This is a genomic window from methanotrophic endosymbiont of Bathymodiolus puteoserpentis (Logatchev), from assembly GCF_900128525.1.
In the GTDB taxonomy this organism is placed as follows: domain Bacteria; phylum Pseudomonadota; class Gammaproteobacteria; order Methylococcales; family Methylomonadaceae; genus Methyloprofundus.
This window is the reverse complement of sequence record NZ_FQTQ01000108.1, coordinates 69,962-96,657: the sequence shown is the minus strand read 5'-3', so window position 1 is coordinate 96,657 and position 26,696 is coordinate 69,962. Positions and strand designations below refer to the sequence as shown.

27 protein-coding genes are annotated in these 26,696 nt (G+C 39.7%); 19 read left to right on the top strand and 8 right to left on the bottom strand.

Annotated features, from left to right (window positions below):
- Positions 1-29 precede the first annotated feature (29 nt).
- The 3 genes from hemJ to BQ7314_RS09205 are packed head-to-tail and all read right to left on the bottom strand — an operon-like array spanning position 30 to position 2,168.
- Positions 30-455 (bottom strand): protoporphyrinogen oxidase HemJ, encoded by a 426-nt coding sequence (hemJ, locus tag BQ7314_RS09215; RefSeq protein WP_174483405.1) that lies wholly within the window; start codon positions 453-455, stop codon positions 30-32.
- A complete protein-coding gene (locus BQ7314_RS09210) occupies positions 455-982 on the bottom strand; it encodes a TlpA disulfide reductase family protein (protein WP_174483404.1) in 528 nt (175 codons plus the stop codon). Before BQ7314_RS09210 ends, hemJ begins: the two co-directional genes overlap by 1 nt.
- Positions 960-2,168, bottom strand: a complete 1,209-nt coding sequence (locus tag BQ7314_RS09205) for a chloride channel protein (RefSeq protein ID WP_245394958.1) — start codon at positions 2,166-2,168, stop codon at positions 960-962. Before BQ7314_RS09205 ends, BQ7314_RS09210 begins: the two co-directional genes overlap by 23 nt.
- 443 nt (positions 2,169-2,611) lie before the next feature.
- On the opposite strand from BQ7314_RS09205, the gene BQ7314_RS09200 reads away from it, so the two are divergent.
- Positions 2,612-3,253, top strand: coding sequence for an HAD-IB family phosphatase (locus BQ7314_RS09200; RefSeq protein ID WP_174483402.1), 642 nt, complete (start codon positions 2,612-2,614; stop codon positions 3,251-3,253).
- A 52-nt stretch (positions 3,254-3,305) separates the two neighbouring features.
- Here the strand turns inward: BQ7314_RS09200 and BQ7314_RS09195 are convergent, their stop codons facing one another.
- The gene (locus BQ7314_RS09195) at positions 3,306-3,512 is read right to left on the bottom strand and encodes a hypothetical protein (protein ID WP_174483401.1); all 207 of its coding nucleotides are present in this window, start codon (positions 3,510-3,512) and stop codon (positions 3,306-3,308) included.
- Between the two features lie 283 nt (positions 3,513-3,795).
- On the opposite strand from BQ7314_RS09195, the gene ruvC reads away from it, so the two are divergent.
- From ruvC to hrpA, 15 genes are all read left to right on the top strand, one after another.
- Positions 3,796-4,296 (top strand): crossover junction endodeoxyribonuclease RuvC, encoded by a 501-nt coding sequence (ruvC, locus tag BQ7314_RS09190; RefSeq protein WP_174483400.1) that lies wholly within the window; start codon positions 3,796-3,798, stop codon positions 4,294-4,296.
- Positions 4,293-4,904, top strand: coding sequence for a Holliday junction branch migration protein RuvA (gene ruvA / locus BQ7314_RS09185; protein ID WP_174483399.1), 612 nt, complete (start codon positions 4,293-4,295; stop codon positions 4,902-4,904). Before ruvC ends, ruvA begins: the two co-directional genes overlap by 4 nt.
- 104 nt (positions 4,905-5,008) lie before the next feature.
- Positions 5,009-5,260, top strand: coding sequence for an AbrB/MazE/SpoVT family DNA-binding domain-containing protein (locus BQ7314_RS09180; RefSeq protein ID WP_174483398.1), 252 nt, complete (start codon positions 5,009-5,011; stop codon positions 5,258-5,260).
- Positions 5,257-5,643 (top strand): type II toxin-antitoxin system VapC family toxin, encoded by a 387-nt coding sequence (locus BQ7314_RS09175; RefSeq protein WP_174483397.1) that lies wholly within the window; start codon positions 5,257-5,259, stop codon positions 5,641-5,643. The genes BQ7314_RS09180 and BQ7314_RS09175 overlap by 4 nt, the downstream gene beginning before the upstream one ends.
- An 82-nt stretch (positions 5,644-5,725) precedes the next feature.
- A complete protein-coding gene (gene ruvB, locus BQ7314_RS09170) occupies positions 5,726-6,760 on the top strand; it encodes a Holliday junction branch migration DNA helicase RuvB (protein WP_174483396.1) in 1,035 nt (344 codons plus the stop codon).
- A gap of 120 nt (positions 6,761-6,880) precedes the next feature.
- Entirely contained in the window at positions 6,881-7,285 is a 405-nt protein-coding gene (gene ybgC / locus BQ7314_RS09165) for a tol-pal system-associated acyl-CoA thioesterase (protein ID WP_174483395.1), read from the top strand.
- Positions 7,278-7,952, top strand: coding sequence for a protein TolQ (gene tolQ, locus BQ7314_RS09160; protein ID WP_174483394.1), 675 nt, complete (start codon positions 7,278-7,280; stop codon positions 7,950-7,952). Before ybgC ends, tolQ begins: the two co-directional genes overlap by 8 nt.
- Positions 7,952-8,383 (top strand): protein TolR, encoded by a 432-nt coding sequence (tolR, locus tag BQ7314_RS09155; RefSeq protein ID WP_217423838.1) that lies wholly within the window; start codon positions 7,952-7,954, stop codon positions 8,381-8,383. The genes tolQ and tolR overlap by 1 nt, the downstream gene beginning before the upstream one ends.
- On the top strand, positions 8,380-9,297 hold the full coding sequence (gene tolA / locus BQ7314_RS09150) for a cell envelope integrity protein TolA (RefSeq protein ID WP_174483393.1): 918 nt from the start codon (positions 8,380-8,382) through the stop codon (positions 9,295-9,297). Before tolR ends, tolA begins: the two co-directional genes overlap by 4 nt.
- A 180-nt stretch (positions 9,298-9,477) precedes the next feature.
- Entirely contained in the window at positions 9,478-10,734 is a 1,257-nt protein-coding gene (gene tolB / locus BQ7314_RS09145) for a Tol-Pal system beta propeller repeat protein TolB (protein ID WP_217423839.1), read from the top strand.
- Positions 10,735-10,776: 42 nt separating this feature from the next.
- Complete coding sequence (gene pal / locus BQ7314_RS09140) at positions 10,777-11,367, top strand: peptidoglycan-associated lipoprotein Pal (protein WP_174483392.1); 591 nt, start codon at positions 10,777-10,779, stop codon at positions 11,365-11,367.
- Complete coding sequence (ybgF, locus tag BQ7314_RS09135) at positions 11,367-12,161, top strand: tol-pal system protein YbgF (RefSeq protein WP_174483391.1); 795 nt, start codon at positions 11,367-11,369, stop codon at positions 12,159-12,161. The genes pal and ybgF overlap by 1 nt, the downstream gene beginning before the upstream one ends.
- Before the next feature lie 5 nt (positions 12,162-12,166).
- Complete coding sequence (gene queE, locus BQ7314_RS09130) at positions 12,167-12,814, top strand: 7-carboxy-7-deazaguanine synthase QueE (protein WP_174483390.1); 648 nt, start codon at positions 12,167-12,169, stop codon at positions 12,812-12,814.
- Between the two features lie 254 nt (positions 12,815-13,068).
- Positions 13,069-13,977 (top strand): 23S rRNA pseudouridine(2605) synthase RluB, encoded by a 909-nt coding sequence (rluB, locus tag BQ7314_RS09125; RefSeq protein ID WP_245394962.1) that lies wholly within the window; start codon positions 13,069-13,071, stop codon positions 13,975-13,977.
- Between the two features lie 363 nt (positions 13,978-14,340).
- On the top strand, positions 14,341-18,243 hold the full coding sequence (hrpA, locus tag BQ7314_RS09120; protein ID WP_174483389.1) for an ATP-dependent RNA helicase HrpA: 3,903 nt from the start codon (positions 14,341-14,343) through the stop codon (positions 18,241-18,243).
- A gap of 95 nt (positions 18,244-18,338) precedes the next feature.
- Here the strand turns inward: hrpA and BQ7314_RS09115 are convergent, their stop codons facing one another.
- Positions 18,339-19,076 carry a response regulator transcription factor gene (locus BQ7314_RS09115; protein WP_174483388.1) on the bottom strand — a complete coding sequence of 246 codons (738 nt, stop codon included), beginning with the start codon at positions 19,074-19,076 and terminating at the stop codon, positions 18,339-18,341.
- A complete protein-coding gene (locus BQ7314_RS09110) occupies positions 19,037-20,968 on the bottom strand; it encodes a sensor histidine kinase (protein ID WP_174483387.1) in 1,932 nt (643 codons plus the stop codon). The genes BQ7314_RS09115 and BQ7314_RS09110 overlap by 40 nt, the downstream gene beginning before the upstream one ends.
- 889 nt (positions 20,969-21,857) lie before the next feature.
- Here BQ7314_RS09110 and BQ7314_RS09105 point away from each other — a divergent pair.
- On the top strand, positions 21,858-22,532 hold the full coding sequence (locus BQ7314_RS09105) for a PEP-CTERM sorting domain-containing protein (protein ID WP_174483386.1): 675 nt from the start codon (positions 21,858-21,860) through the stop codon (positions 22,530-22,532).
- A 161-nt stretch (positions 22,533-22,693) separates the two neighbouring features.
- Positions 22,694-23,104, top strand: coding sequence for a rhodanese-like domain-containing protein (locus tag BQ7314_RS09100; protein WP_174483385.1), 411 nt, complete (start codon positions 22,694-22,696; stop codon positions 23,102-23,104).
- Between the two features lie 234 nt (positions 23,105-23,338).
- Here the strand turns inward: BQ7314_RS09100 and BQ7314_RS09095 are convergent, their stop codons facing one another.
- Both BQ7314_RS09095 and BQ7314_RS09090 read right to left on the bottom strand, forming a co-directional pair.
- Positions 23,339-23,932 carry a DUF4136 domain-containing protein gene (locus tag BQ7314_RS09095; protein ID WP_174483384.1) on the bottom strand — a complete coding sequence of 198 codons (594 nt, stop codon included), beginning with the start codon at positions 23,930-23,932 and terminating at the stop codon, positions 23,339-23,341.
- A 379-nt stretch (positions 23,933-24,311) separates the two neighbouring features.
- Positions 24,312-24,548: a TIGR02647 family protein gene (locus BQ7314_RS09090; protein WP_090717828.1), complete on the bottom strand. Its 237-nt coding sequence runs from the start codon at positions 24,546-24,548 to the stop codon at positions 24,312-24,314.
- A gap of 134 nt (positions 24,549-24,682) precedes the next feature.
- On the opposite strand from BQ7314_RS09090, the gene ftsH reads away from it, so the two are divergent.
- Positions 24,683-26,608: an ATP-dependent zinc metalloprotease FtsH gene (ftsH, locus tag BQ7314_RS09085; protein WP_174483383.1), complete on the top strand. Its 1,926-nt coding sequence runs from the start codon at positions 24,683-24,685 to the stop codon at positions 26,606-26,608.
- Positions 26,609-26,696: the final 88 nt, after the last annotated feature.

The following is a 26,696-nucleotide window of genomic DNA, read 5'->3' as shown; positions in this document are numbered from 1 at the left end:
CCTACAACCATAGCTCATAATAAAATACTTTAAAAAGGCTTAACTACCGCTAAAATAATAATAATTACCAGAAATAACACAGGCACTTCATTAAACCAGCGATAAAATACATGGCTACGTTGATTGCGGTCAAATTTAAAGTCCAGTAAATAGCGATAGCAATAATAATGGTAAACCACTGCAAGCGCTAATACGGCTAATTTTGCATGTAACCAACCCATTGAGCTGTATATCCCCCAAGCATAATCAACCAGCATCCAGATACCAAAGATAAAAGTGATAATCATGCCGGGTGTCATGATGCCGTAGAATAATTTCCGTTCCATCACTTTAAAGCGTTCATTGCTGATTTCATCATCACTCATAGCATGATAAACGTATAAACGCGGTAGATAGAATAAGCCCGCAAACCAAGTAACCATAAAAATAAGATGTAGCGCTTTTAACCAGAGCATTATTTGTTTCCTTGTATAGGTAATAAAGATTCAATAAGAGTTTGCATGGCCTGTAAGTCAAAAATACCGGTATTTTGATAGATAATTTCGCCATTTGAATTTATCAGTAAAGTCGTCGGTGTCAGGCTTATATCACCAAAGGCCGAGGCTAACTGCCCCTGTAAATCTAGCACTATATCATAGGGTATTTGGTAGGCTTTACTGGCATTAACAACATAATTAGGTCGGTCGTAGTGCATGGCAATGGCAAATAGTTCTAGTCCACGTTGATGATAGTCGTTATATAGGCTGATGAGGTGTGGGATTTCCTTTAAGCAACTTGGGCAATTACTCGCCCAGAAAGTGACTAATACCACTTTTCCTTGTAATTGTTTGAGTGAGACTTGCTTATTAGCAATGGTTTTAAAATGGGTGCTGGATGCTGGTGTTGGAAATGTATGCGTTAACAGCCCGTAAAGTGCAGTGCCAATAATAATTAAACTTAGCAGAGAGAGAAACAGGTATTTATTTGTTTTGTTGTTGATCATAATCTAGTGGCTGGGTGGGGTACTGTTGATAGGCATCGCATAGAGCTCTATATAAGGGCTGTGGGTTAATTAACTTGGAGACACCTGAGGCAATAAAAGCTGCCGCCACTATGGGGATGGAAATTTCGTGGCTATGGGTTATTTCTAGCACGATGGCAAATGAAGTAAGTGGTGATTGCAGCATGCCAGAAAAGTAGGCTGTAATCGTTAGTAATATCATGACTGACGTAGGTGCGATAGGAAACCAGTGTGCTAAGTTTGCACCAAAACCTGCGCCTGTTGCAATGGCGGGAACAAAGATACCGCTAGGAATGCCACTAAAAAATGTCGCGCAAGTCGCAAGCATTTTATAAACGGGGAAGAGAGGATCTATAGGGATATTATCGTATATAATGTTTTTTGCTAATTGATAGCCCGTGCCAAAACTATCACCGTGAGACAAAAAACCGAGTAAAGCAATGATGAGTCCGCAAACAAAAGCGACTAAAACGAAGGGCAATTTTAGCTTTTTTAGGAGGTGATTGCCGCTGACAATAATACGGCTAAAAACGCCTCCTAACAGACCACCAACAATACCGCATAAGGGGACGGCTAGCCAGCTTTCACCGCCAGGAAAAACTAATGAATTATCAGCAAAAAAAACGTTGTGATGTAAAATGGAATAGGCAGTCACACCGGAAAAGATAATAGCCGTTAAAACAAGGCTACTAACGCGCTCTTCTAGGGTTCGCCCCATTTCTTCAATGGCAAACATAATTCCGGCTAAAGGTGCGCTAAACATAGCGGCAAAACCTGCAGCACTCCCCGCTAATAGTAAGCCTTTGTGCATATAATGAGGGGGGAAATTGGCCGCCTTACCTAGTGATGACATTAATGATGCACCTACATGGGTCGCTGGTCCGCCAAAACCTACCGATGCACCTGATAAAAGCCCTAGAATTGGTAAAAAGGTTTTACCAATTGCAATACGTAGAGAAACTAATTTGGAACGCTCATCTAAAGTATAAGGAATTTCTATGGCAGTTTTAACTTGTGGAATGCCACTTCCCTGGCTACCTGGAAAGAAACGAAAGGTCAGCCATGCGGTAAAAGCGAGCCCAAAAGGGGCGACAACAAAATTAAACCAAGGGTAAGTCAGTGAAGTTGTACGATACAGTTCCGCAGCCTGCTCACTGAGTAAGGTCATTGTAGCGATTAATAAGCCTATAAAAATAGCGCCAAGCCAAAACACTAGCCGATATTTCCAAATGTTAGCGGATAAAAAGGGTCTGCTGGATTTAAACATAGCGCATTTATTAATTAATTTTCACTGTAGTGATTATAGCAAAGCAGGTAAACTGTGATGCTTACTTATACTTAGCGCGACCACCGTTGCGGATTTCTAACGGCTGATTTTTGCCGATAGCTGTGTTGCTGAAACAGTTGCATAGCCAGCTATGCAACTGCTTCAGCGCCTTGCTCTCGACAAAAATCAGCGCATTATAAATTCCGCATCCGTAGCCGCGCGAAGTATAGCTGTACTTAATATACAAGGATGTGTTGATGATAGGAAGCGTACATGTAAACGCTACAACTTGTTTAACTTAATGGCAGTGCGATTTAGGGGGGATTTATGGAGTTTTTTAAAAAATGAGTTTTGATATTGTTTGTTTTGATTGTGATAGTACTTTAAGTGAAATTGAAGGGATTGATGAGTTAGCTAATCGTGCTGGCTGTGGTGCTGCTATGGCAGCATTAACTAATGCTGCCATGAATGGAGAAGTGCCATTAGAATCCGTTTATGGTCAGCGGTTGGACTTGATTTGCCCTGATAAAGCTGCGATTAATTGGGTGGCTGGTTTATATATAGAAAGAATAGTATTAGGTGTACAAGAAACTTTTCAGCAATTGCAAGCTCAAGGTAAGCAAGTACATATAATCAGTGGCGGTTTAAAGCAAGCGATTTTACCTTTGGCAAAGTTATTAAACATAGATGAGCAGCATGTACACGCAGTTGATGTGTTATTTGATGAGCAAGGAGCTTATGCAGGATTTAACCAGCAATCACCTTTAGCGCGTAATGGTGGGAAAGCAGAGGTTTGTTTGCAACTCAACCCCCATAAAGTAAAGCTAGCTATGGTGGGTGATGGTAATACCGATATGGAAGCTAAAAAAGCCGGGGCATTTTGTATAGGTTTTGGTGGTGTGGTTGCACGTAAAATTGTTCAAGAACAGGCGGATGTATTTATTCATGAGCCTGACTTGCAAGCGGTATTGGCGTATTTAGTGTAGAGCTTAGAGCTTACTATAAGGTAGGGTACGCACCGCGTACCTTTTGGTGCAACTATAAACGTACAAAGTACGGTAGGATCACTAATATCATACCTGTGAAGACCAGGGCGTAGATATTTTCAATAAAATAAGGAAAGACAAACAGGGTGACTGCAGTGCATAAGGGAACGATTGCTTTTTGCCTTGTACCGTAAGTAAAGAAACCTAAGCCTATAGCGCCAAATAGTGTACTCCAAATAAGATGTGATGTGCCTTCCATTGTTTCTCTCCGCGAGTGAATTTTCTGCTGTTGCAAATATTGTATTGGATTAGTTCGATAACTTTAAGGCAAAATGTTAAAATTTGCAGATCTTTTTTGAGGCTAAGTTCTGGTTGCTCATTTAAGGCGAAATAGTCGATATACTTGTAGGGCGTGGCTTTAGCCCACTTATAGAGTAGGTGATTGGTATTGGCGAGCTAAAGTCACGGCCTACAGTTTTTAATATGTTTCCGTTTTAAGTGAGTAGCTACAATTTTTAAGGGTATTAGAGTTTGTGGATTAAATGGCTAGAATTTTAGGGATAGACCCAGGTTCACGCCTGACAGGATTTGGTGTTATTGATGAGACAGCCACTGGCTATCAATATGTAGCGAGTGGCTGTCTGCGTATTAAAGGCGATGATTTCCCTCTACGCTTAAAGCAAATTTTTGCGGGTATCAGTGATGTAGTGGAAGAGTATCAGCCCACTGAAATGGCAATAGAGCAGGTATTTATGCATAAAAATGCAGATTCTGCTTTAAAATTAGGGCAGGCGCGAGGTGCGGCTATTTGCGCGGTACAGTTATTTGATATTCCCGTATTTGAATATGCTGCGCGGCAGGTAAAGCAAGCGGTCGTAGGGAAAGGATCGGCTGACAAGTTACAAGTACAGCATATGGTTAAGGTTTTATTGGGGATTACTGGTGAATTACAAATGGATGCCAGTGATGCTTTAGGTATTAGTTTGTGTCATTCTAATTTTCAGCAGACACAACAACGATTAACACAAGGAACACGTTCTTGATTGGATTTTTACGCGGTAAATTAGTGGCAAAAGTGCCCCCGATGTTGGTTTTAGATGTGCAAGGTGTGGGCTACGAAGTGGAAGCACCGATGACCACTTTTTATAATTTACCAGCGATGGGGGAAATCGTTCAATTACACACACATCTTGTGGTTAGAGAAGATGCACATATTTTATTTGGGTTTTCAACTGAAGCTGATAGAGTGATGTTTCGTACTTTAATAAAAGTGAATGGGGTTGGGCCTAAATTGGCATTGACGATTTTATCAGGGCAAAGTTCAGATGAATTTTATCGTTGCATTCAAGATAATGACACCGCGACTTTAATACGTTTGCCAGGGGTGGGTAAAAAAACTGCTGAGCGGTTGATTGTTGAGATGCGTGATAAATTACCTACCGCTAGTGACTCGCCTGCTGAGCAAACAAGCGTAACTGATGGCGCTACTGCGCAACCACGCAGTCATGCCAAGCAAGAGGCAATAAGTGCTTTATGTGCATTAGGTTATAAGCCAGCTGATGCCAATAAAATGGTGCAAAATATCGCACAAGAAGATAAAACCTGTGAAGAGATTATCCGTTTGGCTTTGCAGGGTAAAATTAAGGGATGAGTTATGGTTCTAACTTAAGATGTGATAGTTATTTTAAGTGTTTTGACTTTTTAGATGCTCGGTATTACCGTTAAGAATATTTACGATTAAAGTAAGGAGTCGATGTGTCATTATCTACTGTCACCACAAAGGGGCAAGAAACTATCCCTAAAGATATAAGAGAGTCTATGGCAATAGATGCTGGGGATAAAATTGAATTTATTATTAATGCTCAGAATGATGTTGTTATAAAACCGATTACAAAAAAAGCAATCGATGTTTTTGGGCAACTCAGCCAATATAACAAAGATAAGCCACTCTCTATAGAGGAAATGAACGAAGCGATTACCACGCAATGTAAAAAAGAATTTTCATGAAAGCCTTAGATACTAATGTTCTAATACGATTTCTTGTTCAAGATGATGTCAATCAAGCTGATAAGCTATTTTCCAAGGCAGAACAGAATAAAGAGGTTTTGTTTGTGCCTTTATTGGTAGTGCTTGAGGTAATTTGGGTATTGCAATCAGCTTATAGCGTTACTCGGGAAGATATTATTTTGGCAATAAATAACCTTTTACAAATGCAAGTATTGGAGTTTGAAAGTCAAAGCGTTGTACGGAATTTTATCTGTTGTGCTAATCAATATTCGTATGATTTATCTGATATTTTGATTGCTCAGTCTGCAGTCGTCGCAAATTGTGCAACAGCATTGACGTTTGATAAAAAGGCGAGCCGATTTGAGTTATTTACTATGATGTAGGTTTTTTTAGCTCCCCTAGGCTCTGTGTAAGAATGGGGCTTTAGCATTAAGAATGAGAGTTTTAGGAAAAGTGATAACTTAAATGATTGAAACGGATCGCGTAATAACTGCGCATGAAAATACAGACGAAGAACGGCATGATCGTGCGATAAGACCGAAAACACTAAAAGATTATGTGGGGCAACAGGCTTTATGTGAGCAGATGGAAGTGTTTATTCAAGCTTCCACTGCGCGTAAAGAAGCGTTAGATCATGTATTGATTTTTGGCCCACCGGGGCTAGGTAAAACGACATTGGCGAATATTATTGCCAATGAGATGAATGTTAGTTTACGCCAAACTTCAGGCCCTGTACTGGATAAAGCGGGAGATTTAGCTGCTTTATTAACTAATTTAGAAGCACATGATGTGCTGTTTATTGATGAGATTCATCGCTTAAGTCCTGCAGTCGAAGAGATTTTGTATCCTGCGATGGAGGACTATCAGATTGATATAATGATTGGTGAAGGCCCGGGAGCAAGGTCAATTAAACTGGACTTGCCGCCATTTACTCTAGTAGGTGCAACGACAAGAGCAGGTTTATTAACTTCGCCTTTGCGGGATCGATTTGGCATTATTCAACGTTTGGAGTTTTATTCGGTGGAAGAGTTACAATTTATTGTCACTCGCTCGTCAGGTGTTTTGGGTATAAAAATTGATCAACGTGGCGCGCATGAAATTGCTAAGCGCTCGCGTGGTACTCCACGTATCGCCAACCGTTTACTGCGGCGAGTGCGTGATTATGCTGAAGTAAAGGGCGATGGTTCGATTAGTGAGGGCACGGCTCAACAAGCTTTAAGCATGCTAAAAGTGGATCATTGCGGGTTTGATCAGTTAGACAGGCGTTTGTTAAAAACGATTATTGATAGCTTTGATGGTGGCCCTGTGGGTTTAGATACTTTGGCTGCAGCGATTAGTGAGGAGCGAGGCACAATAGAAGATGTTTTGGAGCCTTATTTAATTCAGCAAGGCTTTATTATGCGTACGCCAAGAGGGCGCGTGGTGACTGGCAAAACCTATCAGCATTTTGGTTTAAAAGCACCACAAGTTCCTAATATAGAAGTCGATGATGTTGTTTAAAAAAATAAGTAGGATGACAATAGGAAGTGCATCACATACAAACAATGCGCTTCGCTCCTACATCAATTTATTTAGCTTAATGGTAATTATATCGAGCATGGGAACAAGGATTTTATAATAATGAACAAACAATTTACTTGGCCGGTACGGGTTTATTATGAAGACACGGATGCGGGTGGCGTGGTTTTTTATGCCAATTATCTCAAGTTTTACGAACGTGCACGTACTGAAATGTTGCGTGCGATGGGCTTTGAGCAAGATGAACTAATGGCGCAACAAAATATCCTATTTGTAGTTCGCTCAGTGCAAGTTGATTATTTGCAGCCTGCTAAATTTAATGATTTACTCGACGTTAGCGCCGCTCTAAGTCGAGTGAAAAGCGCTAGCTTAATTTTTGCCCAAACTGTCATGCGTCAAGATGAAATACTCAGTAAAGCAACGATTCGGATTGCTTGTTTAGATTCTAATTCGATGCGTCCTCAATTGATTCCCGATTCTCTAAAGCAAGCCTTAAACAATGAATAATGATTTATCTATTTTCTATTTAATTAGCCAAGCGAGCTTAGTTGTCCAGCTGGTTATGTTAATTCTTTTGGTTGCTTCGGTGATGTCTTGGACTTTTATTTTTGCTAAGCGCAAAGAGTTAGCCGCGACTTTTCAAGTGACTGAGCAATTTGAGCAAGCCTTTTGGTCGGGGGGTGATTTAAGCGAGTTGTATGCAAAAATTACGGAAGAAGGTCGAGAAGTAGAAGGCATAGAAAAAATATTTATAGCGGGTTATAAGGAGTTTTCACGCATGCATAAAGTGGTTAGCATGCCTGCTTCTGATAAGGTAGAAAATGCACAAAGAGCGATGCGTATAGAATTATCGCGTGAATTGGATAGATTAGATGAGAGTTTACCTTTTTTAGCAACGATTGGCTCAACAAGTCCTTATGTGGGCTTATTTGGTACCGTCTGGGGGATTATGAACTCCTTCCGTTCCTTATCTACCGCTAAGCAAGCGACCTTAGCACAAGTTGCTCCGGGTATTGCAGAAGCATTAGTGGCGACAGCGATAGGCTTGTTTGCTGCTATTCCAGCGGTTGTTGCTTATAACCGATTTTCCACACGAGTTGATCGTTTAGCGGGGCGGTATGAAATATTTGTCGATGAATTTGTCGTCTTATTACAGCGTCAGGCGCATTCGTAATGGCTAGACGTAATGTTCGCAGAAAACCTATGGCAGAAATTAATGTCGTACCGTATATAGATGTAACATTAGTTTTACTGATTATTTTTATGATTACTGCACCCCTGATTCAGTCGGGTGTTGATGTTGATTTGCCGCAGGCAAACTCTCAGCAAGTAGATCAGGATAATGCGCCAACGCCAGTTATTATCACTATTGATAAGTCGGGACAATACTTTATAGACTTAGGTAATGGGAGTGATGAACAGCCAGTAAGTGCGAGTGAAGTGCTATTATTAACGGCGGCGGTACGTAAAAATAAACCTAAGACACAAGTTTATATACGCGGCGATAAACAAGTGGCATACGGTAAGGTTGTTACTGTTATGGCAGCTTTAAAAAATGCGGGCGTACCCAATGTGGGTTTAATGACGGAAAACTTTGCCCAATGAGCCTATTACAAAAATATGCACTGGCTTTTATTTTAGCGCTAAGTTTGCATTTTTTAATTATCGGCTTGTTTGCATTTAATTTTATCAGTGAGCCAGTGCCTATGCCTAAAGCGCAAGACAAGGTACCTGAAATTATTGAGGCTTCAATTCTAGATGAAAATGTCGTTGCAGAAAAAGCCAAAGAACTGCAACAAGTCGAAGAAAAAAAACGCAACCAGCAGCAACAGCAAAAAGAGCTACTTGCTAGACAACTAAAGCAAGAAAAATTACGTATTAAGCAGGCAAAAGCTAAACGTTTAAAGGCTGAAAAAACAGCTAAAATAGAGGCGCAGCGCTTGCAAGAAGTAGCCAAGAATGAAGCAAAAAAATTAGCCGCTATTAAGCAGGCGCTTGTATTAGAAAAGCAAAAACAAGCAGCGATTAAGCAACAAAGAATAGCACAAGAGAAAGCTCTGGCAGTAGAGAAAAAACGCAAACAAGAGGCTGAACGAATTGCAGAGCAACAGCGTAAAGCAGCAGCAAAGAAAAAAGAAGCTGCACGTAAAGCAGCTGAGAAGCAGAAAAAAATGATAGCTGCCAAACGGGCAAAAGAAAACAGAATACGTGCAGAAAATGCTAGAATTGCAAAAAAAGCAGTGGCAGATGCCAAGGTTTTAATTAAGCAGAAAATCATGCAGAACTGGAATCAGCCCAATACTGTTCCTGATGGACTTTCCTGTAGAATTCGAGTTAATCTGATTCCTTCCTCTGGCGATGTTATGGCCGTTAACGTAGAAAAAAGTAGTGGTAATCGTTTGTTTGATGAGTCGGCTGAGCGAGCTGTTTTAAAAGCAGCCACTTTACCGGTACCTAAAGACCCAAAGATTGCTGAGCAGTTTAGAAGCTTTACTTTACTATTTGACCCTAAAAAATAGCGCTGAGTTTAAATATGGTTTTTGTAGGGTGCGGCTTTAGCCCGCTAATTTGAAACAGAAGCTTTAAAGGCCGAGCCAAAGCCTCGCCCTACTGTTTGTATCTAAATAATTAATTTTAAAGAGTGAAAAGTGATTAAAATAGCGAAAAAAATAGTGTTTATATTATTTGGCTGCCATTTAATGGTATATAGCCATTTATTACGTGCTGAACTGACTATAGAAATTACTGAAGGTGTGCAAAGTGCGCATACGATAGCGGTTGTTCCTTTTGCAAGCCCTATGGGTGAGCAATTAAAAGAAGATGTTGCACAGGTTATTGGTAATGATTTAGCCAGAAGTGGCTATTTTAAAGTATTGGATAAGGCGCAAATGTTAACACGCCCTAGTCAGCCAGCGCAGGTTAAATTTCGTAATTGGGAAGCATTAGGTCAAGATTATTTAGTCATCGGTAGAGTAAGCAAAGATAATAACCTTTACCATGTACAAATGAGTTTGTTCGATGTTTATAAAAAAGAACAATTAAAAGGTTTACGGGTAACGGTTGAAGCTTCAGCATTGCGTATGGCGGCACATTATTTAAGTGATGCGATTTATGCAAAGTTAACCGGAATTCCAGGCATATTTACTTCACGAATTGCTTATGTAACTAGTGAGTTAAATGGTCAGCATAAAACTAAATATAATTTGTATGTGGCTGATTATGATGGGGCTAATGCAATCTCTATTGCACAATCTAAAGAGCCAATTATGTCGCCGGCATGGTCTCCTCATGCAGATAAAATTGCTTATGTTTCTTTTGAAAATAAAGTTTCTGAGATTTTTGTGCAAACATTAGCAACGGGTGAGCGTAAAAGTATTGCTAAGTACAAAGGCATTAATGGCGCACCTGCTTGGTCGCCTGATGGTAAACAATTAGCTTTGACTTTATCTAAAGGGGGGAACTCAGATATTTATATTTTGACCTTGGCGAATAAGTCTTTACGTCAATTAACCAAATCGTTAGCGATTGATACCGAAGCGGCTTGGTCACCGGATGGTAAAAAAATACTGTTTACTTCTGATCGTGGCCGCCGCCCACAATTATATATTATGGCAAGCAATGGCCAGGGTGTTGCAGAGAGAATTACTTTTGATGGGGATTACAATGCGCGTGGCAGTTTTTCTGCTGATGGTAAGTCAATAGTTATGGTGCAAGGTGTGCAAGGTAATTACCGGATTGCAGTACAAAACTTAGCAAGCCGAACAACAACAGTGCTAAGCAATGGTCCAAATGACGAGTCACCCAGTTTTGCGCCTAATGGCCAAGTGATTATTTATGCGCGGCGTAAAGGGAATAATGATATTTTAGCAACCGTTACGCTTGATGGGGCAAGCAAGCAAGATATACGGCATAGAGGTGGTATGGTGCGGGAGCCAGCGTGGGCTCCACGTAAATAAGGGTAGTTGTCCATAAATATTTATCAAGCAGAGGTTAGAAATATGAAACTTAAAACAGTTATAGTCGCTTTTTTTATCACAACATTATTATCAGGTTGTAGCCTATTTAATAAAGATTCTTTAAGTGAGGAAGATAATGCTGCACAGAATGTGATGAACTCTCTTAATGATTCTTCGGGCGTTGATAGCAATACTTATAATGCTGATGGTCTACAGGTAACGGAACTTGGTGTAGATAATCAGATTAGTGAAGGTATTGATGCGCTTATGCAAAGTCCTGAGTTTTCTGATCCAAACAGTCCTTTGTCTACACGTACTATTTATTTTGAATATGATAGTAGCCAAGTGAAAAATGAATTTGTACCGATACTAGAGGCGCACGCCAATTATTTAATGGCTAACCCGAATCAACGTATTACTTTAGAAGGGCATTCAGATGAACGCGGTACGCGTGAGTATAATATTGCTTTAGGTGAGCAACGCGCTAAATCTGTCTTTAAAATACTGCAACTGATTGGTGTTATGACGAGCCAGATAGATATTGTGAGTTATGGTGAAGAAAAACCAGCTGCCTCAGGGCATACTGATGAGTCTTTTGCGCTTAATCGCCGCGTTGAAATAGTGTATAAATAATGAAAAAATTATCTTTAATCTTGGTTTTATCCGCAGTAGGCATCGTGCAGGCCGAAACGAGACCTTTACCACCTATTATTAATAATTCAACTTATGCCAGCGGTGCTGCTTATTCTAGTCGAGCAACATCCAATCAACCTATGTTAGAAATGTTAGGCTGTGTCGAGCGCCTGCAAACTGAGTTGCAGGAGTTACGCGGTTTGGTGGAACAACAAAATTATGAAATTACGCATTTAAAGCAACGGCAGAACAATATTTATGCTGATATAGATGCTCGCTTACAGCGCATAGAAATGGGACGAAGTGCAACAACAACTAACTCTCAGCGCTCAACTCAAGGAAACTTGGCTATTCCGGCGGCGCAAAGAAAGGCGGCAATTGAGGCGGCTAAACCTAAGCCTAAAGTCAAAACAACAGCCACTGAAAAAGCAGATTTTGATAAAGCGTTTGCCAGTGTAAAAAATAGCCACTATCAGCAAGCGATCAAATTATTTAAGGCATTTTTACAAGATTATCCAGCAGGAAAATATACGGATAATGCCACTTTTTGGTTAGCTTCTGTCTATTCTGTTGTTAAGGATAAGGCTGCGGCTAAGAAGAATTTTGCAGCTGTTTTTACTCAATTTCCAAAAAGTGAAAAGGCCGCAACCGCTATGTTAAAGTTGGCTGATATTTATTTAGCAGAAAATAATACCGCACAAGCAAAGCAATTGTATACACGAATTAGTACTGATTACCCTAGCAGTACATCCGCACATATGGCAGAGAAAAAATTACAGAGTATGAGGCAGTAAGTTTAGTGAGACATGATGATTTACGCATTAGTGAAATTTTTTATTCACTACAAGGTGAGTCTAAATCAGTGGGTAGACCTACTGTTTTTATTCGCCTAACCGGTTGCCCTTTACGGTGTCAATATTGTGATACCAGTTATGCTTTTTCTGGCGGTGAAATGACCAGTATCGCTAATATTATGGCGCAAGTTGCACAATATAAAACGCAATATATTACGGTAACAGGCGGTGAACCTTTAGCGCAGCCAGCTTGTTTAGAATTACTTAAGCAATTAGCGGATAAAGAGTATATTGTATCTTTAGAAACCAGTGGTGCGCTTGATATCTCTCAAGTTGATTCGCGAGTTGTTAAAGTGGTGGATTTGAAAACGCCAGCTTCGGCTGAAGAGGCGCGCAACCTCTATACTAACTTGCCTCATCTCGATGCTAAAGATCAGTTAAAGTTTGTCATTTGTAATGCGCAAGATTATGTATGGTCTAAAGAAAAGTTAGATGAATATCAGTTAGATAGACAGTGCGAGGTTTTATTTTCTCCGAGTATGGGTGAGCAAGATCCGACAGAATTGGCTGAATGGATTTTACGTGATCAATTACCAGTACGCTTTCAATTACAATTACATAAAATACTCTGGGGTAATTCGCCAGGTAAATAGATAAATATAGGCAGGGCGTGACTTTCGTCCACCTTTCGTGGCATGACGGACTGAAGTCCATCCTACACATTAAATTATTAGCTACAGATAGCTGATTTACACAAATCCAGAAAAAGATAAAATACGTGAAAACACAAGCCCCCGTTATTAATATAAAGCCTTATCAAACAGATGAGGAGAATGCTAAAAATACCACTCAAGACCTTGTTGTACCAACTAAGCCTAAAAAAGAGGCAGATGCCGCAGGAGAGAGAATTCAGAAAGTTTTAGCGCGCGGTGGTGTCGGTTCGCGTCGTGAAGTCGAACGCTGGATTACTGAAGGCCGCTTGCTTATCAATGGCAATAAAGTTCAGTTAGGCGACCATCTGAAAGCAGGTGATAAATTACAATTAAATGGCCGACATTTAAAGTGGGAAGTTTTTGGTGTGCAGCCGACTCGTGTACTGATTTATCATAAACCTACGGGTGAGGTGGTGACGCGCAATGATCCTCAAGGGCGTAAAGTGGTTTTTAGTCAATTGCCTAAAATTCTAAAAGGTCGCTGGATTGCGGTAGGTCGCTTAGATATTAATACCCAAGGTTTATTATTAGTGACTAATAATGGTGAGTTAGCTAACCGTTTAATGCATCCCTCTTCAGAGATTGATCGTGAGTATGCCGTGCGTATTTTAGGTGAAGTAACGGCAGACAATATTGCCCAATTAAAAAAAGGCATTGAGCTGGAAGATGGTATCGCTAAATTTGATGATATTCAGTTTAATGGTGGAGAGGGCGCAAATAGCTGGTATCACGTAACCGTTACTGAAGGGCGTAATCGCTTGGTACGCCGTTTATGGGAAGCTTTAGAGTTTCAAGTAAGTCGTTTAATGCGAGTGCGTTATGGGCCTATTTTTTTGCCAGACGGTTTAGGTGCTGGGCAGTGCTATGAGCTTAATGCAAAAGAATTAGATGATTTATTAACTTTTGTTAAATTACCACTAGAGCGGTTTAATAGTACCAGCCCTAAAATACCACCGAACAAAGTAAGGACGAGTAAATCAAAAGTTACTCATGCGCCACAAAGTAAGTCAAAAGGCGCACCTGATAGGCGTAATCACGAAAAGCAAGATCCGTTTGCAAGAACTAAAAGAAAACCTGGCCCGCCAAGAGGTCGAGGTCGGTAGTTTTTACCACTAAATTATAAAATTTCATTATCCATCTTCTCATACCTAAACTTCGTTTAGGTATGCATGGCTAGTAATTTCTGCTTAGGAACGCGCATGAAATAATTTATACACTGTCATCTGGGGTGCAGGCCTTCAGCCTGCATTTTAAAGGGCAGACTAACGACTGCTTCCTATTGTGCTCAAGTTATTTCGTGCATGCCCCTTACTTAAAGTCGCAGCTGAGCTGTTGCTACATGTGTTCCCAAGCAGGAACTTCACTGCAATTAAGTTAAACGAGTTTTTGTGGGAGGGGGGTTTAGCCGCGATTTCATACAAGTCGCATCTAAAACCCCTCCCACGACGTATTACACAAAATCCCCTATGTCTTCTCAAGAATTAATCCAACAAATTTCTAAAAACTTACCTAAAACACTTAATAAAGATCGTCAGCCGATTAAACGGCAATTAGATCGTTTACGTAGTGAATTAAGGAAAGGTAAAGACATTAAAGAAAAGCTACTCGCGTTAGAGCTAAAGCTAAAGCAATCTATTGAAAAGCGTCATGCACGTTTACAAAGCTTTCCGAGTATAGAATACCCAGACCTACCCGTTACCGGTAAAAAAGAAGCAATAGCAGAATTAATCCAGAAAAATCAGGTAGTGATTATTTGCGGTGAAACGGGTTCAGGAAAGACCACGCAATTACCTAAGATATGTTTATCTATTGGTCGTGGTGCGGCAGGTTTGATTGGCCATACGCAGCCGCGACGTATTGCCGCAAGAACCGTGGCCGATCGTATTGCCGAAGAATTAAAACAGCCTTTAGGGCAAGCGGTTGGTTATAAAGTTCGGTTTCACGACCAAACGCGAGAAACATCGTTAGTTAAACTGATGACGGATGGAATTTTACTCGCTGAATCACAAAATGACCCTTATTTAAATCAATATGACACGATTATTATTGATGAGGCACACGAGCGTAGTTTAAATATTGATTTTCTTTTGGGGTATATGCGCTGGTTGCTACCACGCCGCCCTGACTTAAAACTGATTATTACTTCTGCGACGATTGATCCTGAACGGTTTTCGACGCATTTTTTTGATGCCCCGATTATTAATGTTTCAGGGCGTACTTTTCCTGTGGAAATGCGTTATCGTCCTATAGAGCAAGAGGAGGAAGAAGATGAAACCACTAAGGATGTACAGCAGGCCATTTTAGATGCAGTAGATGAGTTATACCGAGATATTAGTGGCGATATATTAATTTTTCTTAGTGGTGAACGCGATATTCGGGAAACCGATGAATCTATACGCAAGCATAATAATGGTCGATTTGACGTGTTACCGCTGTATTCTAAACTTAGTGTCAGTGAACAAGAGCGCGTGTTTAAACCTAAAGGTGGCAAGCGGCGCATTGTTTTAGCGACCAATGTGGCGGAAACTTCTTTAACTGTCCCAGGTATTCGTAGTGTTATTGATGTTGGTCATGCACGGATTAGTCGTTATAGTCATCGCAGTAAAATTCAGCGTTTGCCGATTGAAAAAGTTTCCCAAGCGAGCGCCAACCAAAGAGCAGGGCGTTGCGGTCGAGTTGCCGATGGTATTTGTATCCGCTTGTATTCTAAAGAAGATTATCTAAGTCGTCCTGAATTTACTGAGCCAGAAATTAAACGTACTAGTTTAGCCTCCGTTATTTTGCAAATGTCATCATTAAAATTGGGTGATATACGTGATTTTCCTTTTGTTGAGCCACCTGAAGATAAAATGATTCGCGATGGTTTAACAACGTTGCAAGAAGTTAATGCGCTGGATAAGTCAGGAAAACTAACGCCTATAGGACAGCAATTATCCAAACTACCCGTCGATCCAAAATTAGCGCGAATGCTAATTGCAGCCAATGAAATGTCTTGTTTAAATGAAATTGCTATTATTGTTTCTGGGCTAAGTATTCAAGATCCGCGCGAAAAGCCAGCCGATAAAATGCAACAAGCCGATGCTAAGCATGTTGAATTTGTCGGTGTTGATTCTGATTTTATGAGTTATTTAAAAATCTGGAATACCTTTGGCGAGCGCAAAAAACATTTATCTAATAACCAACTGCGCAAATGGTGTAAACAGAACTTCTTATCTTATATTCGCCTAAAAGAATGGCAAGATGTACATACGCAAATCTTACAAGTGATTAAAGGCGAGTTAAAACTTAAGGTTAATAGCACTGAGGCTTCTTATGAAGCGATACATCAAGCCTTATTGCCTGGATTATTATCCAATATCGGATTTAAACATGAGCAATATGAGTATTTAGGTGCACGTAACCTAAAATTTTATATTTTCCCAGGAGCGGGGCAGCATAAATTACGCCCTAAATGGATTATGGCAGCGGAACAGGTGGAAACCAGTAAGGTTTATGGCCGTTGTGTCGCTAAAATTGAACCGGAATGGATTGAGCGTTGTGCAGGGCATTTGATTAAGAAAAATCATTTTGATCCGCATTGGGAGAAAAAATCTGCGCGCAGTGCTATTTATGAACGCACGCTATTATTTGGTTTAACTTTACAAAGTCGGCGCAAGATTCCTTATGAGCATGTCGATCCAAAAGCGGCACGTCAATTTTTTATTCGTCATGCGCTAGTTGAGCATGATTACCATACACGCGCGCCCTTCTTTAAAGCGAATGAAACTTTATTAGAAGAAGTGGGCTATATTCAGCATAAAGGTCGCCGTGTTGATTTAATCGAAGATGAAGAATGGTTATATGATTTCTATGATAAAAAATTACCTGAAGAAGTGGTTAATGGTATTACTTTTGATCAGTGGCGTAAAAAAGCAGAGCGCAAACAGCCAAAGTTACTGTTTTTAACCAAAGAAGATTTAACCCGTCAAGATGAAGGACATATTAGCTCTTGGGAGTACCCTGATGAGAAAAAAGTGGGGCGTTTAACACTGCCTTTACAATATCGGTTTGAGCCAGGGCACGAAGAAGATGGAGTAACGGTCATTATTCCAGTACACCAGATTAACCAACTCACAGAGCAGCCATTTGAATGGCTAGTTCCAGGTTTACTGAGTGAAAAAATGACTGCTTTAATTAAAGGTTTGCCTAAACAACTACGTAAACATTTTGTTCCTGTACCTGCTATGGTTGAGCGCTGCCTTGAAGTTGAACCAGATGGCACAGGCTCTTTATATGAGTGGATTGCTATGCGCTTGCGTAAATTGACGGGCGAAGCGATTCCTTTAACAGCATGGAATAAAGAGGTACTAACCGACCATCTACGCATGAATTTCCGAGTGGTTGATGAACAAGGTAAGCACTTAGATAATAGCCGTGATTTAAAAGCTTTACAGCAAAAATACACAGAAAAAGCAGGGGATAGCTTTAATCAACTCGCTGAAGATGAGCTTAACTACACGGGTTGTATTAAATGGGCGTTTGATGACTTACCTGAAGTTTATCAATTTGAACAGGATGGGCAAGATTTTGTCGGTTATCCGGCAATTATTGATGAAGGTGAGACGGTTGGTGTGCGTATTTTAGATACACCAGAAAAGGCGGCCTTACAACATGAAGCAGGCTTAGCACGTTTATTTCAGATACAGTTAAGAAAGGAGGCCAAATATATTTTAAAGAACCTGCCATTCTCGCCAGAAGCGGAATTAGCTTACAATCGGCTCGTGCAGCATCCTGAATTAACTAAGGATATTTTAAGCCGCAATTATAAAGAAGATATGCTCAGCTTAATTATTAAATCCGTGTTTGTCAGTGGCCGCACCATTCGTAGTGAACAACAATTTGAGCAGTGCTTAAAAGATAACAAGTCGGAACTAATGACTATGTCGACTAAAATTGGCGACTGCGTAGTCAGTGCATTAGCGCATTATGCCAAGCTTAAACAGCAAGTGGATCGCATGCCTCAGCAAGATAAGTCGGTACAGGATGTGCAGTTACAATTAGCCCGTTTGTTTTATCAGGGTTTTTTAACCAAGAGCGCTTATGAACATTTGAGGCATTATCCGCGCTATTTAAAAGCCCTAGAAGCACGCTTACAAACAATGTTACAGCAGCCAGCTAAAGACCAGCAAAAAATGCAAGAAATAGCAAAATTTCAGCAATGGTTTTGGCAGCGTACCGAAAAGCGGCAGAAAAATGAAATTGTTAACCCTGATAGTGAGGCCTTTCGCTGGATGCTTGAAGAGTTTCGAGTGTCACTCTTTGCTCAGCAGTTAAGAACACCTTATCCCATTTCGGCTAAAAGGCTAGAGAAGGCTTGGGGTGATTTGTAGGCTTTAACTAAATTGAAAAAGTAAAAATACAAAGTACTGCTCCTTAAAGGGCTGACCATGCTGTTTAGCCTAAAGCTGTAGACTGTGTGCATTGCTTAATCGTGAACTTGGATCGGTATCATCAGGTGATAGCCTTGATTTCGTATGGCGCGAACAGGGTTTAGTGAGTCATCACTTATATTTTTAATTTTTCTTCGTAGTCGAGATAGTGATAATTCAAGGCGGTTTTTTTCATAGTGGAGCCAGCTTTCCCCCCAAGCTTCAATAATCTGTTTTGCAGAGACAGGAGCATTAGAGCTTTGTGCAAGTTCACGTAATAATATAAATTCACGGTGAGATAAACTCAGCACTTCACCTGCTGGGGAGTGTAGGGCTAAGGTTGTACTGTGTAATTGCCACGTAGATTTAGCCGTTTTATCTGGGCTAATAGTTGCTGACCTACGATTAATACTATTAATAATGGCTCCCAGCTCCTGGTAATCAATCGGTTTTATATGGTATGCATCGGCAAATTCTAGGCCTGCGATACGATCAGTAATATTGCTACGAGCCGTCAGGAAGATAATGCCAATTTTATTTGTTTGATCGTTATTGCGTAACTTTTGCGCGATATCTAGGCCGGACTCATCAGGTAACATCCAGTCTAAGACCACTAAGTCTGGAAGTTGCTCTGAGATTAAGGTATTTAGGCTTTGAGCATCAGACGCACCATAACAGTCAAATCCTTGAGCTTTTAAACATAAGATACCATTTTCTAATAAATCTGCATTATCTTCTACAATATAGATTCGAGTCATTTCTTGTCGTCCTTCACGTTGTTGCTTGGTAGCCATAAGTGGATTGAAATTGACCATTGATTGGCATGAGATGTGGGCGTTACGGAACAATTAAGAGTGCCTGCATGAGCTTGAGCGACTTGTTGTACCAAATACAGCCCTAAACCTAAGCCATCAATATTGGTTTGATTATTTTCTCGGTAATATTTAGTGAACCATTTTGTTGTATCGGGTTTTACTAGGGAGGTGTAGTTATTGCTAATAGTGAATAGTGTGCCATCTTTTCCATGCTGCATGTTCTTGCTAGCTTGTAAAGTGACGAGTGTATTTGCTGTTTTATATTTTTCTGCATTTACAAAAAGATTACTTAAAGCTAAATTAAGTAATCTTCGATCAGCAATACAGCGGTGATCATGAGCTACTTCGAACTCACAATTGCTATTGGTTGATAAGGTATGAATAGTTTTCTTAACAAAGGGGGCAAGTAAAAATTGTTCGCTATGGGTAAGTAGCAGTTGATTATCATAGTCACTAGAGAGTGTATTTTCCAATAAATTATTGAGATGTGCGATAGATTGACGAATTCTATGGTGATGTTCAGACACGAGTTCCTTAGACAGGGTAGGGTATGCTTGTAAGGTCTGTATGGTGCTATCTATAACGGCTAGTGGCGTTTTTATTTCATGAACAACAAGGGTGAAAAAGGTCGATGATTCTTTGTGGTGCTGTTTTTCTATAGTGATTAATTTTTCGGCAATTTCACTACGGATATTAGCTTCCTCTTGGGTTAGCTCGAGTTTATGAAAGCGTTGGTATAGTCCAAAAAAAAGGAATATTGCGAGCACGCTCATTTGAGCAACTAATAATTGCATGATATTAATGGAAATTAAGCCTAATATAAACAGCAGCAAAAGCATAGAAAATATTAAGTTTAATAAAGAGCCATAAAAAATAGCTTTATCTCCTAACTGTTCACGGTAGGCTCTTACCCAACTGATATACAGCTGAGCAGGTAAAGATAAAAGGGTAGCTAACATTGCAATAGGTGCAACAGTAATAAACTGGCCAAAAGGCATGCTTAGTGCCGCTAATACTGTGAAAGCCATTACGCCATAAAAAATAAACGTTAGGCGTGGAAAATAGCGCGGAGTATCAAAAAATAGGATGCTGAAAGCAGCAAAACAGAATGCCATGATACCGCCTCCAAGAGGCGACATTAGCATAGCAATTTCAGGATGATAAGGAAATAAGTAATCAGTGATCATGCCATCGATTGCAGAGAGAGACATGCTCCAGCCAATGATATAACTGATGAGTACGATATAGATCAAATGGTGTTTCTTATTCCACATTACTAGAGTCAGGAATAAGATAACTAGTAAAATACCTAATATAAGTCCAAGCAGTAATTTATTCTGGCTATTAGTTTGCGCAAGGTTTGCTGCTGTAGCTATTGAAAGGTTCAGTGTGAAAGTGGATTGTGTTTGTAGTCGAAGATAAAAGGTGGTCGAAGTGACATCCGTTAATGTGATTGGAAAGGTAAAGGCTCCGAATTGTTTATCTATTGGGCGCAATGCTGCTGCCACCTGATTGCCTGATTGATGTAGAGTAAAACCGCCATTGTCATTAGGGGTATACAAACGTAAATTATTCAAGGTGGCAGGCGTGACTGATAATAACCAGTTTTTTTGAATATCTTTTATACCTTGAACAGTAATGCAAAACCAATAAGCATCCCGGGTGTGGCCTCGATTAAAGGGGAGTTTTACTAAGTTAAAGTCGTTTTTTAAGGCTAGCACATTAGCTAGTGTTTTATCACCTGCTTGGTCACGTAATACCCTGACTTCCATGCTGAGTTGCTTAGAATTCTCGCCTGCTGCGACAGGTATGTTTTGTTGAGCATAGAGTAGCTGAGGTATAAAAAAAAATATCAGTAATAAGGAGTGCATCAAAACAAAATGTATTTTCTGGGTAGTGATGATATTTATCTAAGCCAGTATAAAAATCAAGTGTGTCGTCACAGTTAATGATAGTTCAATATGCTTATTAAGCTACTTAGTTATGCAATTAAAATAAGATATAAGCCATTGTGTTAAAGCAAAAGCACTGTAACTGTGAAATCCCCTTCTTTATTGTCAAGTATTTTTACAGTCATTAAGGACGAAGTCGTTCTGATGACCGGTGTTTTTTTAAAAAATCATGGTACAACGTGGTGAAACCTGACAATTATATACCTATAGCAGCGTTGGAGACTAAGTTATTACCTTAATTTCCCTGTATCCCGTAAGCGATATAGGCAGGTTGAGATTTTAGTAATTGGGTGATTTTATGTAATGACGCACTACCCAATGGCATTTGAGCTATTAAGTTGAAGGTAGTTTATTAGAGTGCCGTGCTTTAGCTTGCTATTTTCCGCTATAAAGACGGGCTAAAATACGGCATTCTATTAATAATGATAAGTTATAATCTTACATGTTAAGTATCTAATAGTATTGAAAGAACTTCAGTAGTTGTATTTTTATAAGAGGAGTATTTGAGGGGGGGGCGTAGTAATAAGGGGCTGTATGAGGTGACAGAAAATGACAGTTTTATGGCAGCAAATGACAGTTAAAGGCACTAAGGGTACGTAAAATACACCGGCAAAAACAAAGAAAAAGGGTGTCAGTTTTTTTTACATAAATATTCTGTTACTTATTTCTTTTGTATTTTGCATTATTTGCCTCATATTCTGCGAAGTAGCATCTGAAAGCTTCAGATATCTATTATAGAGTCGATTGGGGGCACTCCACTACGGAATGTTCCGTGATGACTTTAAACTTTAATTTGGAGTATAACAAAATGAACAAACATATTTTAGGATTGACTTTAGCGGTTAGCGCTTTAGTAATGGCATCAAATGCTCAGGCTGCATTTATAATTGATGATTTTTCTGCAGATCTAACTGGCGCTATAAATGCACCTGGCATTGAGACAACGACATTAGGTTCCAGCTCTGACTTTTCTTTGGATCGTGTACTAAGCATTGTAGAGAATCCTATAGGCACCCGAGCTCATGCTAGCACAGATGTTTTTGGAGGAATTTTATCAATCAGTACACCTACAGCTCTCCAGTCAGATACAACAAGTGCATATGCTAATGCTGGGGGATTTGATTTTACTGTCGCAGAAACGGGAGCCTCAATATTTAATGATGCATTTGTTCTTAGTTTGTTAACTATAGATCAAGGTGGGGTAGATGTAACTTTAGTAGTTGATGGAGTGAGTTCTTCACAGTTTGTAAATGCTGTGGGTGATATAGTGTTTGCACATTCTCTTTTTGGTGATCTAACTAGTGTAAATACCATAAATCTATTAATTCATAATAATATTGCTGTTGATGCAACTTTTGATTCATTTGCATCTTTTGGTAGTCAAGCTTTTGTTCCTCCTACTGTTCCAGAACCTACTTCTTTGGCTCTATTAGGCATGGGTTTAGTGGCATTTGGTTTGGGCCGTCGTAAGAAATCTGCTTAATTTATAAGTAAGTATTTTTAGAGGAGCGGCTCACCTTTTAGGTGAGCCGCTTTTTTTTTGCGAAAAATTTATAAAATCCTGAAAGTTATTTGATATTTTTAACAAAAATACTGTCAAATATGTTAAAAGTAAACATAAATCATTCGTATTAGGAGTTTATTATGCAAATTCGTTATTTAATTATGTTGGTCAGTTTTTTATTTGTTACTGAAAGTGTGTTGGCGAAATCACCGGCTCCAGAACAAGTGGATGGCGCGGTAACAATAAGCACTAAACGTGCAAAATCCTTGATGAACCAAGGCGTTACTTTTATTGATGTGCGTCGAGTTACGGATTACCAATCCAGTCATATTCAATGGGCGGTGTATTTGGATTTGGTACTGGATTTAACGGAAGAATCTTTAGCGGCAGTTGTGAAAAAGCATCAGCCAGTGGTGTTTTACTGTAATGGTGACATGTGTCAGCGCAGTGCAGTAGCCAGCGAAAAAGCAGTGGCTTGGGGTTGGACGAAAGTCTTTTATTATCGCGGCGGTTTCCCAGATTGGGTAAAAGCCGGGCTACTCGTAGAATGAATTTTGAGTATCGCTTTCATATAGTGCCAAAAGTAGTTTGCACTATTTAATAGGTTTCGTGGGAGCGGCTTTAGCCGCGATAGTTCATGCCACTATCGCGGCTAAAGCCGCTCCCACTTAGAAAGTGTAAACCGCGAAAAATGAAGGATGCTCGGCTAGACACTACGTCTCATGACGTATTACTTCTGCCTCTCAATGGCTGTGTACCGCCAAATTTGACACTCAAAAACGCTATTATTTTTTGGGCGGAAAATCGGATAATATTTTTGTCACATATTGTTGGATAAGCTTGTCTTTTTCTGCTTTGTTGGCACTTTTAGGTAAGCGGCCATCAGCAGCCCCTCGCCACATTAATTGGTCTGTTTCTGGGTTAATGATGTCAATTATTAGTGTGCCCTGTTGGTAATAAATGACTTGTATATCAGATGCTGAGCTATATCCTATGCCCATACTATGCCCGTAATATCCAAAGCCTGTACCGTAGCGAAAACCTGGATAATAACCATTGTAATTATTATAGGTATGTATATCGGTCTTATCTTCTATAACAACACTGTAATTGACTAAAAAATCGACCTTTTTTGTGCTTTCTAAGATATAGCCTTGAGTTTTTAACTGCTGATTGATGGTAGATCGAATGCGCTGATCCATTAAGTTGTTAACTTTTAAATATTGTTGGCTCGCAGTATTGTATTTATTTTGAGCATGCCAGCGGTAAGTTTTAAGGCTGGAAAAGTCTATAGATTTATCGTAATCAGTATCTAGGGTAAGTGAAGAGCAGCTGGTTATAAATACTATAACGATAAATGATAAGAGGTATTTTCTCATTTTAGTGTCCTGTTAGAGTGAGAGACAGTAGCAAAATTTTCGCTTCTAAGTATTTCAATAGTAGCTTATGTTGTATGTTTTTAATAGCAGTAAACGATACGTATCTATTTCATTGTATGCTAATATAGTGTTTGGTTTTTATGCGAGAATTTGAAATATGGATTCTCTGTATTTATTCTTATCTCTTTAGGGGAAGGTTGGTAAGATTAAAAGTGAGTGGGGGAGGAGGCTTTTCAGTATAAAAAAACAACGGCTACGAACTAGGTAACCTAAACAGCTATAAGTATTTTATAGCTGTTTGCATGGGCTAGAAAAGTCTAACAAGTAAGGAAAATTTTGAAAATTTATTAGCCTTACTTTTTTTGATAAATAAAGAAGCTTATTTGGATGTTAATATAGTTAAGGCTCTTTGTATATGCTCAGCAGTTTCAATGCCTAAGTCAGTTAAATAGCCGCCATCATCTCGAGAGATTAAGCCTTTATCAAATAAACGCTTAACGGCAGCAATGGATTCTGGTTGTGCTGTGTCGTGTACTTTAATACCGGCTTGCGTTGATGCTTGGTTGTAACGTGTTAAAATGGTAATTTCTTCAACAAGATTTGATGAGATTGGCATAGTTTAGTTCCTTTGGTTGTATAAATTAATTTTAGCATTATACAAAGCTCATGGGGTACAGAGAAACAAAGAATAAAAAATAATAAAAATTAGGAGTTTTAGTTCCTGGTTTTTGATAATAATAGAGAAATTATATGATGAAGATTTTAGTAAGAATTGCTATGTTCGTAGTGGTTGGTAGTGTACTTTTTAGCATGATGGGACGAATGCAACCGACCTATGAGCAGAACTATACAATTCTGTACTCTGATTTTATTGAGGATATCCGCAATGGGGTGGTATCTGAAGTCACCATTGAGGGTGAAAAGGTAAAAGGCAAGTTAATTAATGGTGAACCCTTTATAACTTATAATCCGGATGATACCCATTTAATTGATGACCTTATTCAATATGGTGTAAAGATTAAAGTTGCAACACCTGAAAAGCAGTCAATGCTGACGCAAATTTTTATTTCTTGGGCGCCAATGTTGCTGCTTATTGCTGTTTGGGTTTATTTTTTCCGCAAGCAGCAAGGTGGTGCAGGCGGTGGCGGCGGTCAAATGGGCATGGGAAAAAGTCGTGCTAAGCTACTTGAAGAGGATCAAATTAAAGTCGGTTTTTCTGATGTTGCAGGTGTAGAAGAGGCAAAAGAAGATGTGATGGAAATTGTTGATTTTCTAAAAGACCCTTCTAAATACGAATTTGTTGGCGGTAAGATTCCTCATGGTGTGTTATTAGTTGGTCCTCCAGGAACAGGTAAAACTTTATTAGCGCGGGCAATTGCCGGTGAAGCTAATGTGCCATTTTTCTCTATTTCAGGTTCTGATTTTGTAGAGATGTTTGTTGGTGTAGGTGCGTCACGTGTGCGTGATATGTTTGAACAGGCTAAAAAACGAGCGCCTTGTATTATCTTTATTGATGAGATTGATGCGGTAGGTCGCCAGCGTGGTGGGGCTGGTACTGGGGGAGGGGGTAATGATGAACGTGAGCAAACCTTAAACCAGTTATTGGTGGAAATGGATGGTTTTAGTGGTAATGAAGGTATTATTGTTATCGCCGCAACTAACCGTTCAGATGTTTTAGATAAAGCTTTATTAAGGCCTGGGCGCTTTGACCGAGAAGTTCATGTTGGCTTGCCTGATATTAAAGGTCGCGAGCAAATTTTGAAGGTCCATATCCAAAAAGTTCCTCAAGCAGAAGATGTGAGTATTAGAGATTTAGCGCGAGGTACGCCTGGTTTTTCAGGAGCTGAATTAGCTAATTTGGTTAATGAAGGTGCATTGTTAGCGGCTCGAAATAATAAGCGTATAGTGACCATGGATGATTTAGATCGTGCGCGGGATAAATTACTAATGGGGGCTGAAAAGCGCTCGATGGTAATGCGTAAAGAGGATTTATTGATGACGGCTTATCATGAGGCGGGGCATGCTATTGTTGGCCGTCATGTGCCTGAGCATGATCCGGTTTATAAGGTGAGTATTATGCCGCGTGGTGGTGCTTTAGGGATCACTATGTTTTTACCTGAGCGCGACACTTATAGTGCCAGTAAAGATAAATTAGAAAGCCAAATATCTGGATTGTTCGGTGGGCGTATTGCTGAAGCATTGATTTACGGTAAAAATAAAGTAACCACTGGCGCATCTAATGATATTGAGCGTGCTACGCAGCTGGCACGTAATATGGTGACTCGATGGGGTTTGTCTGATAAATTAGGACCTATGGATTATGGTGATAGTGAAGGCGGCTATATGGGGGCTCAAGCGAAACCAATGTCAGAGCAAATGGCACAGGTAATTGATGATGAAGTGCGCAGTGTTATTGATAAAAACTATCAGCGTGCGGAAGAGATTTTAAAAGATAATATCGAAGTTTTACACAATATGGCGCAAGCTTTGATGGATTGGGAAACAATTGATAAACATCAAATTGAGCGACTTTTGCAAGGTGAGAAAATAGATCCGCCGGAAGAAGAGCCAGAAGATATTGAAATAAAAACGGATTCTAAGCAGGAAACGAGTCAGGATGACGACGATATTCCGGTATTGGATAAAGAGCAGGATTTAAATAAAAAAGAGGTTTAATTCAGCCTTTATCTATTCACCCAGCTTGTAAATTTTAAAATATACATTTCTAAACCACTCAATCAGTTATTTGATTGAGTGGTTTTTT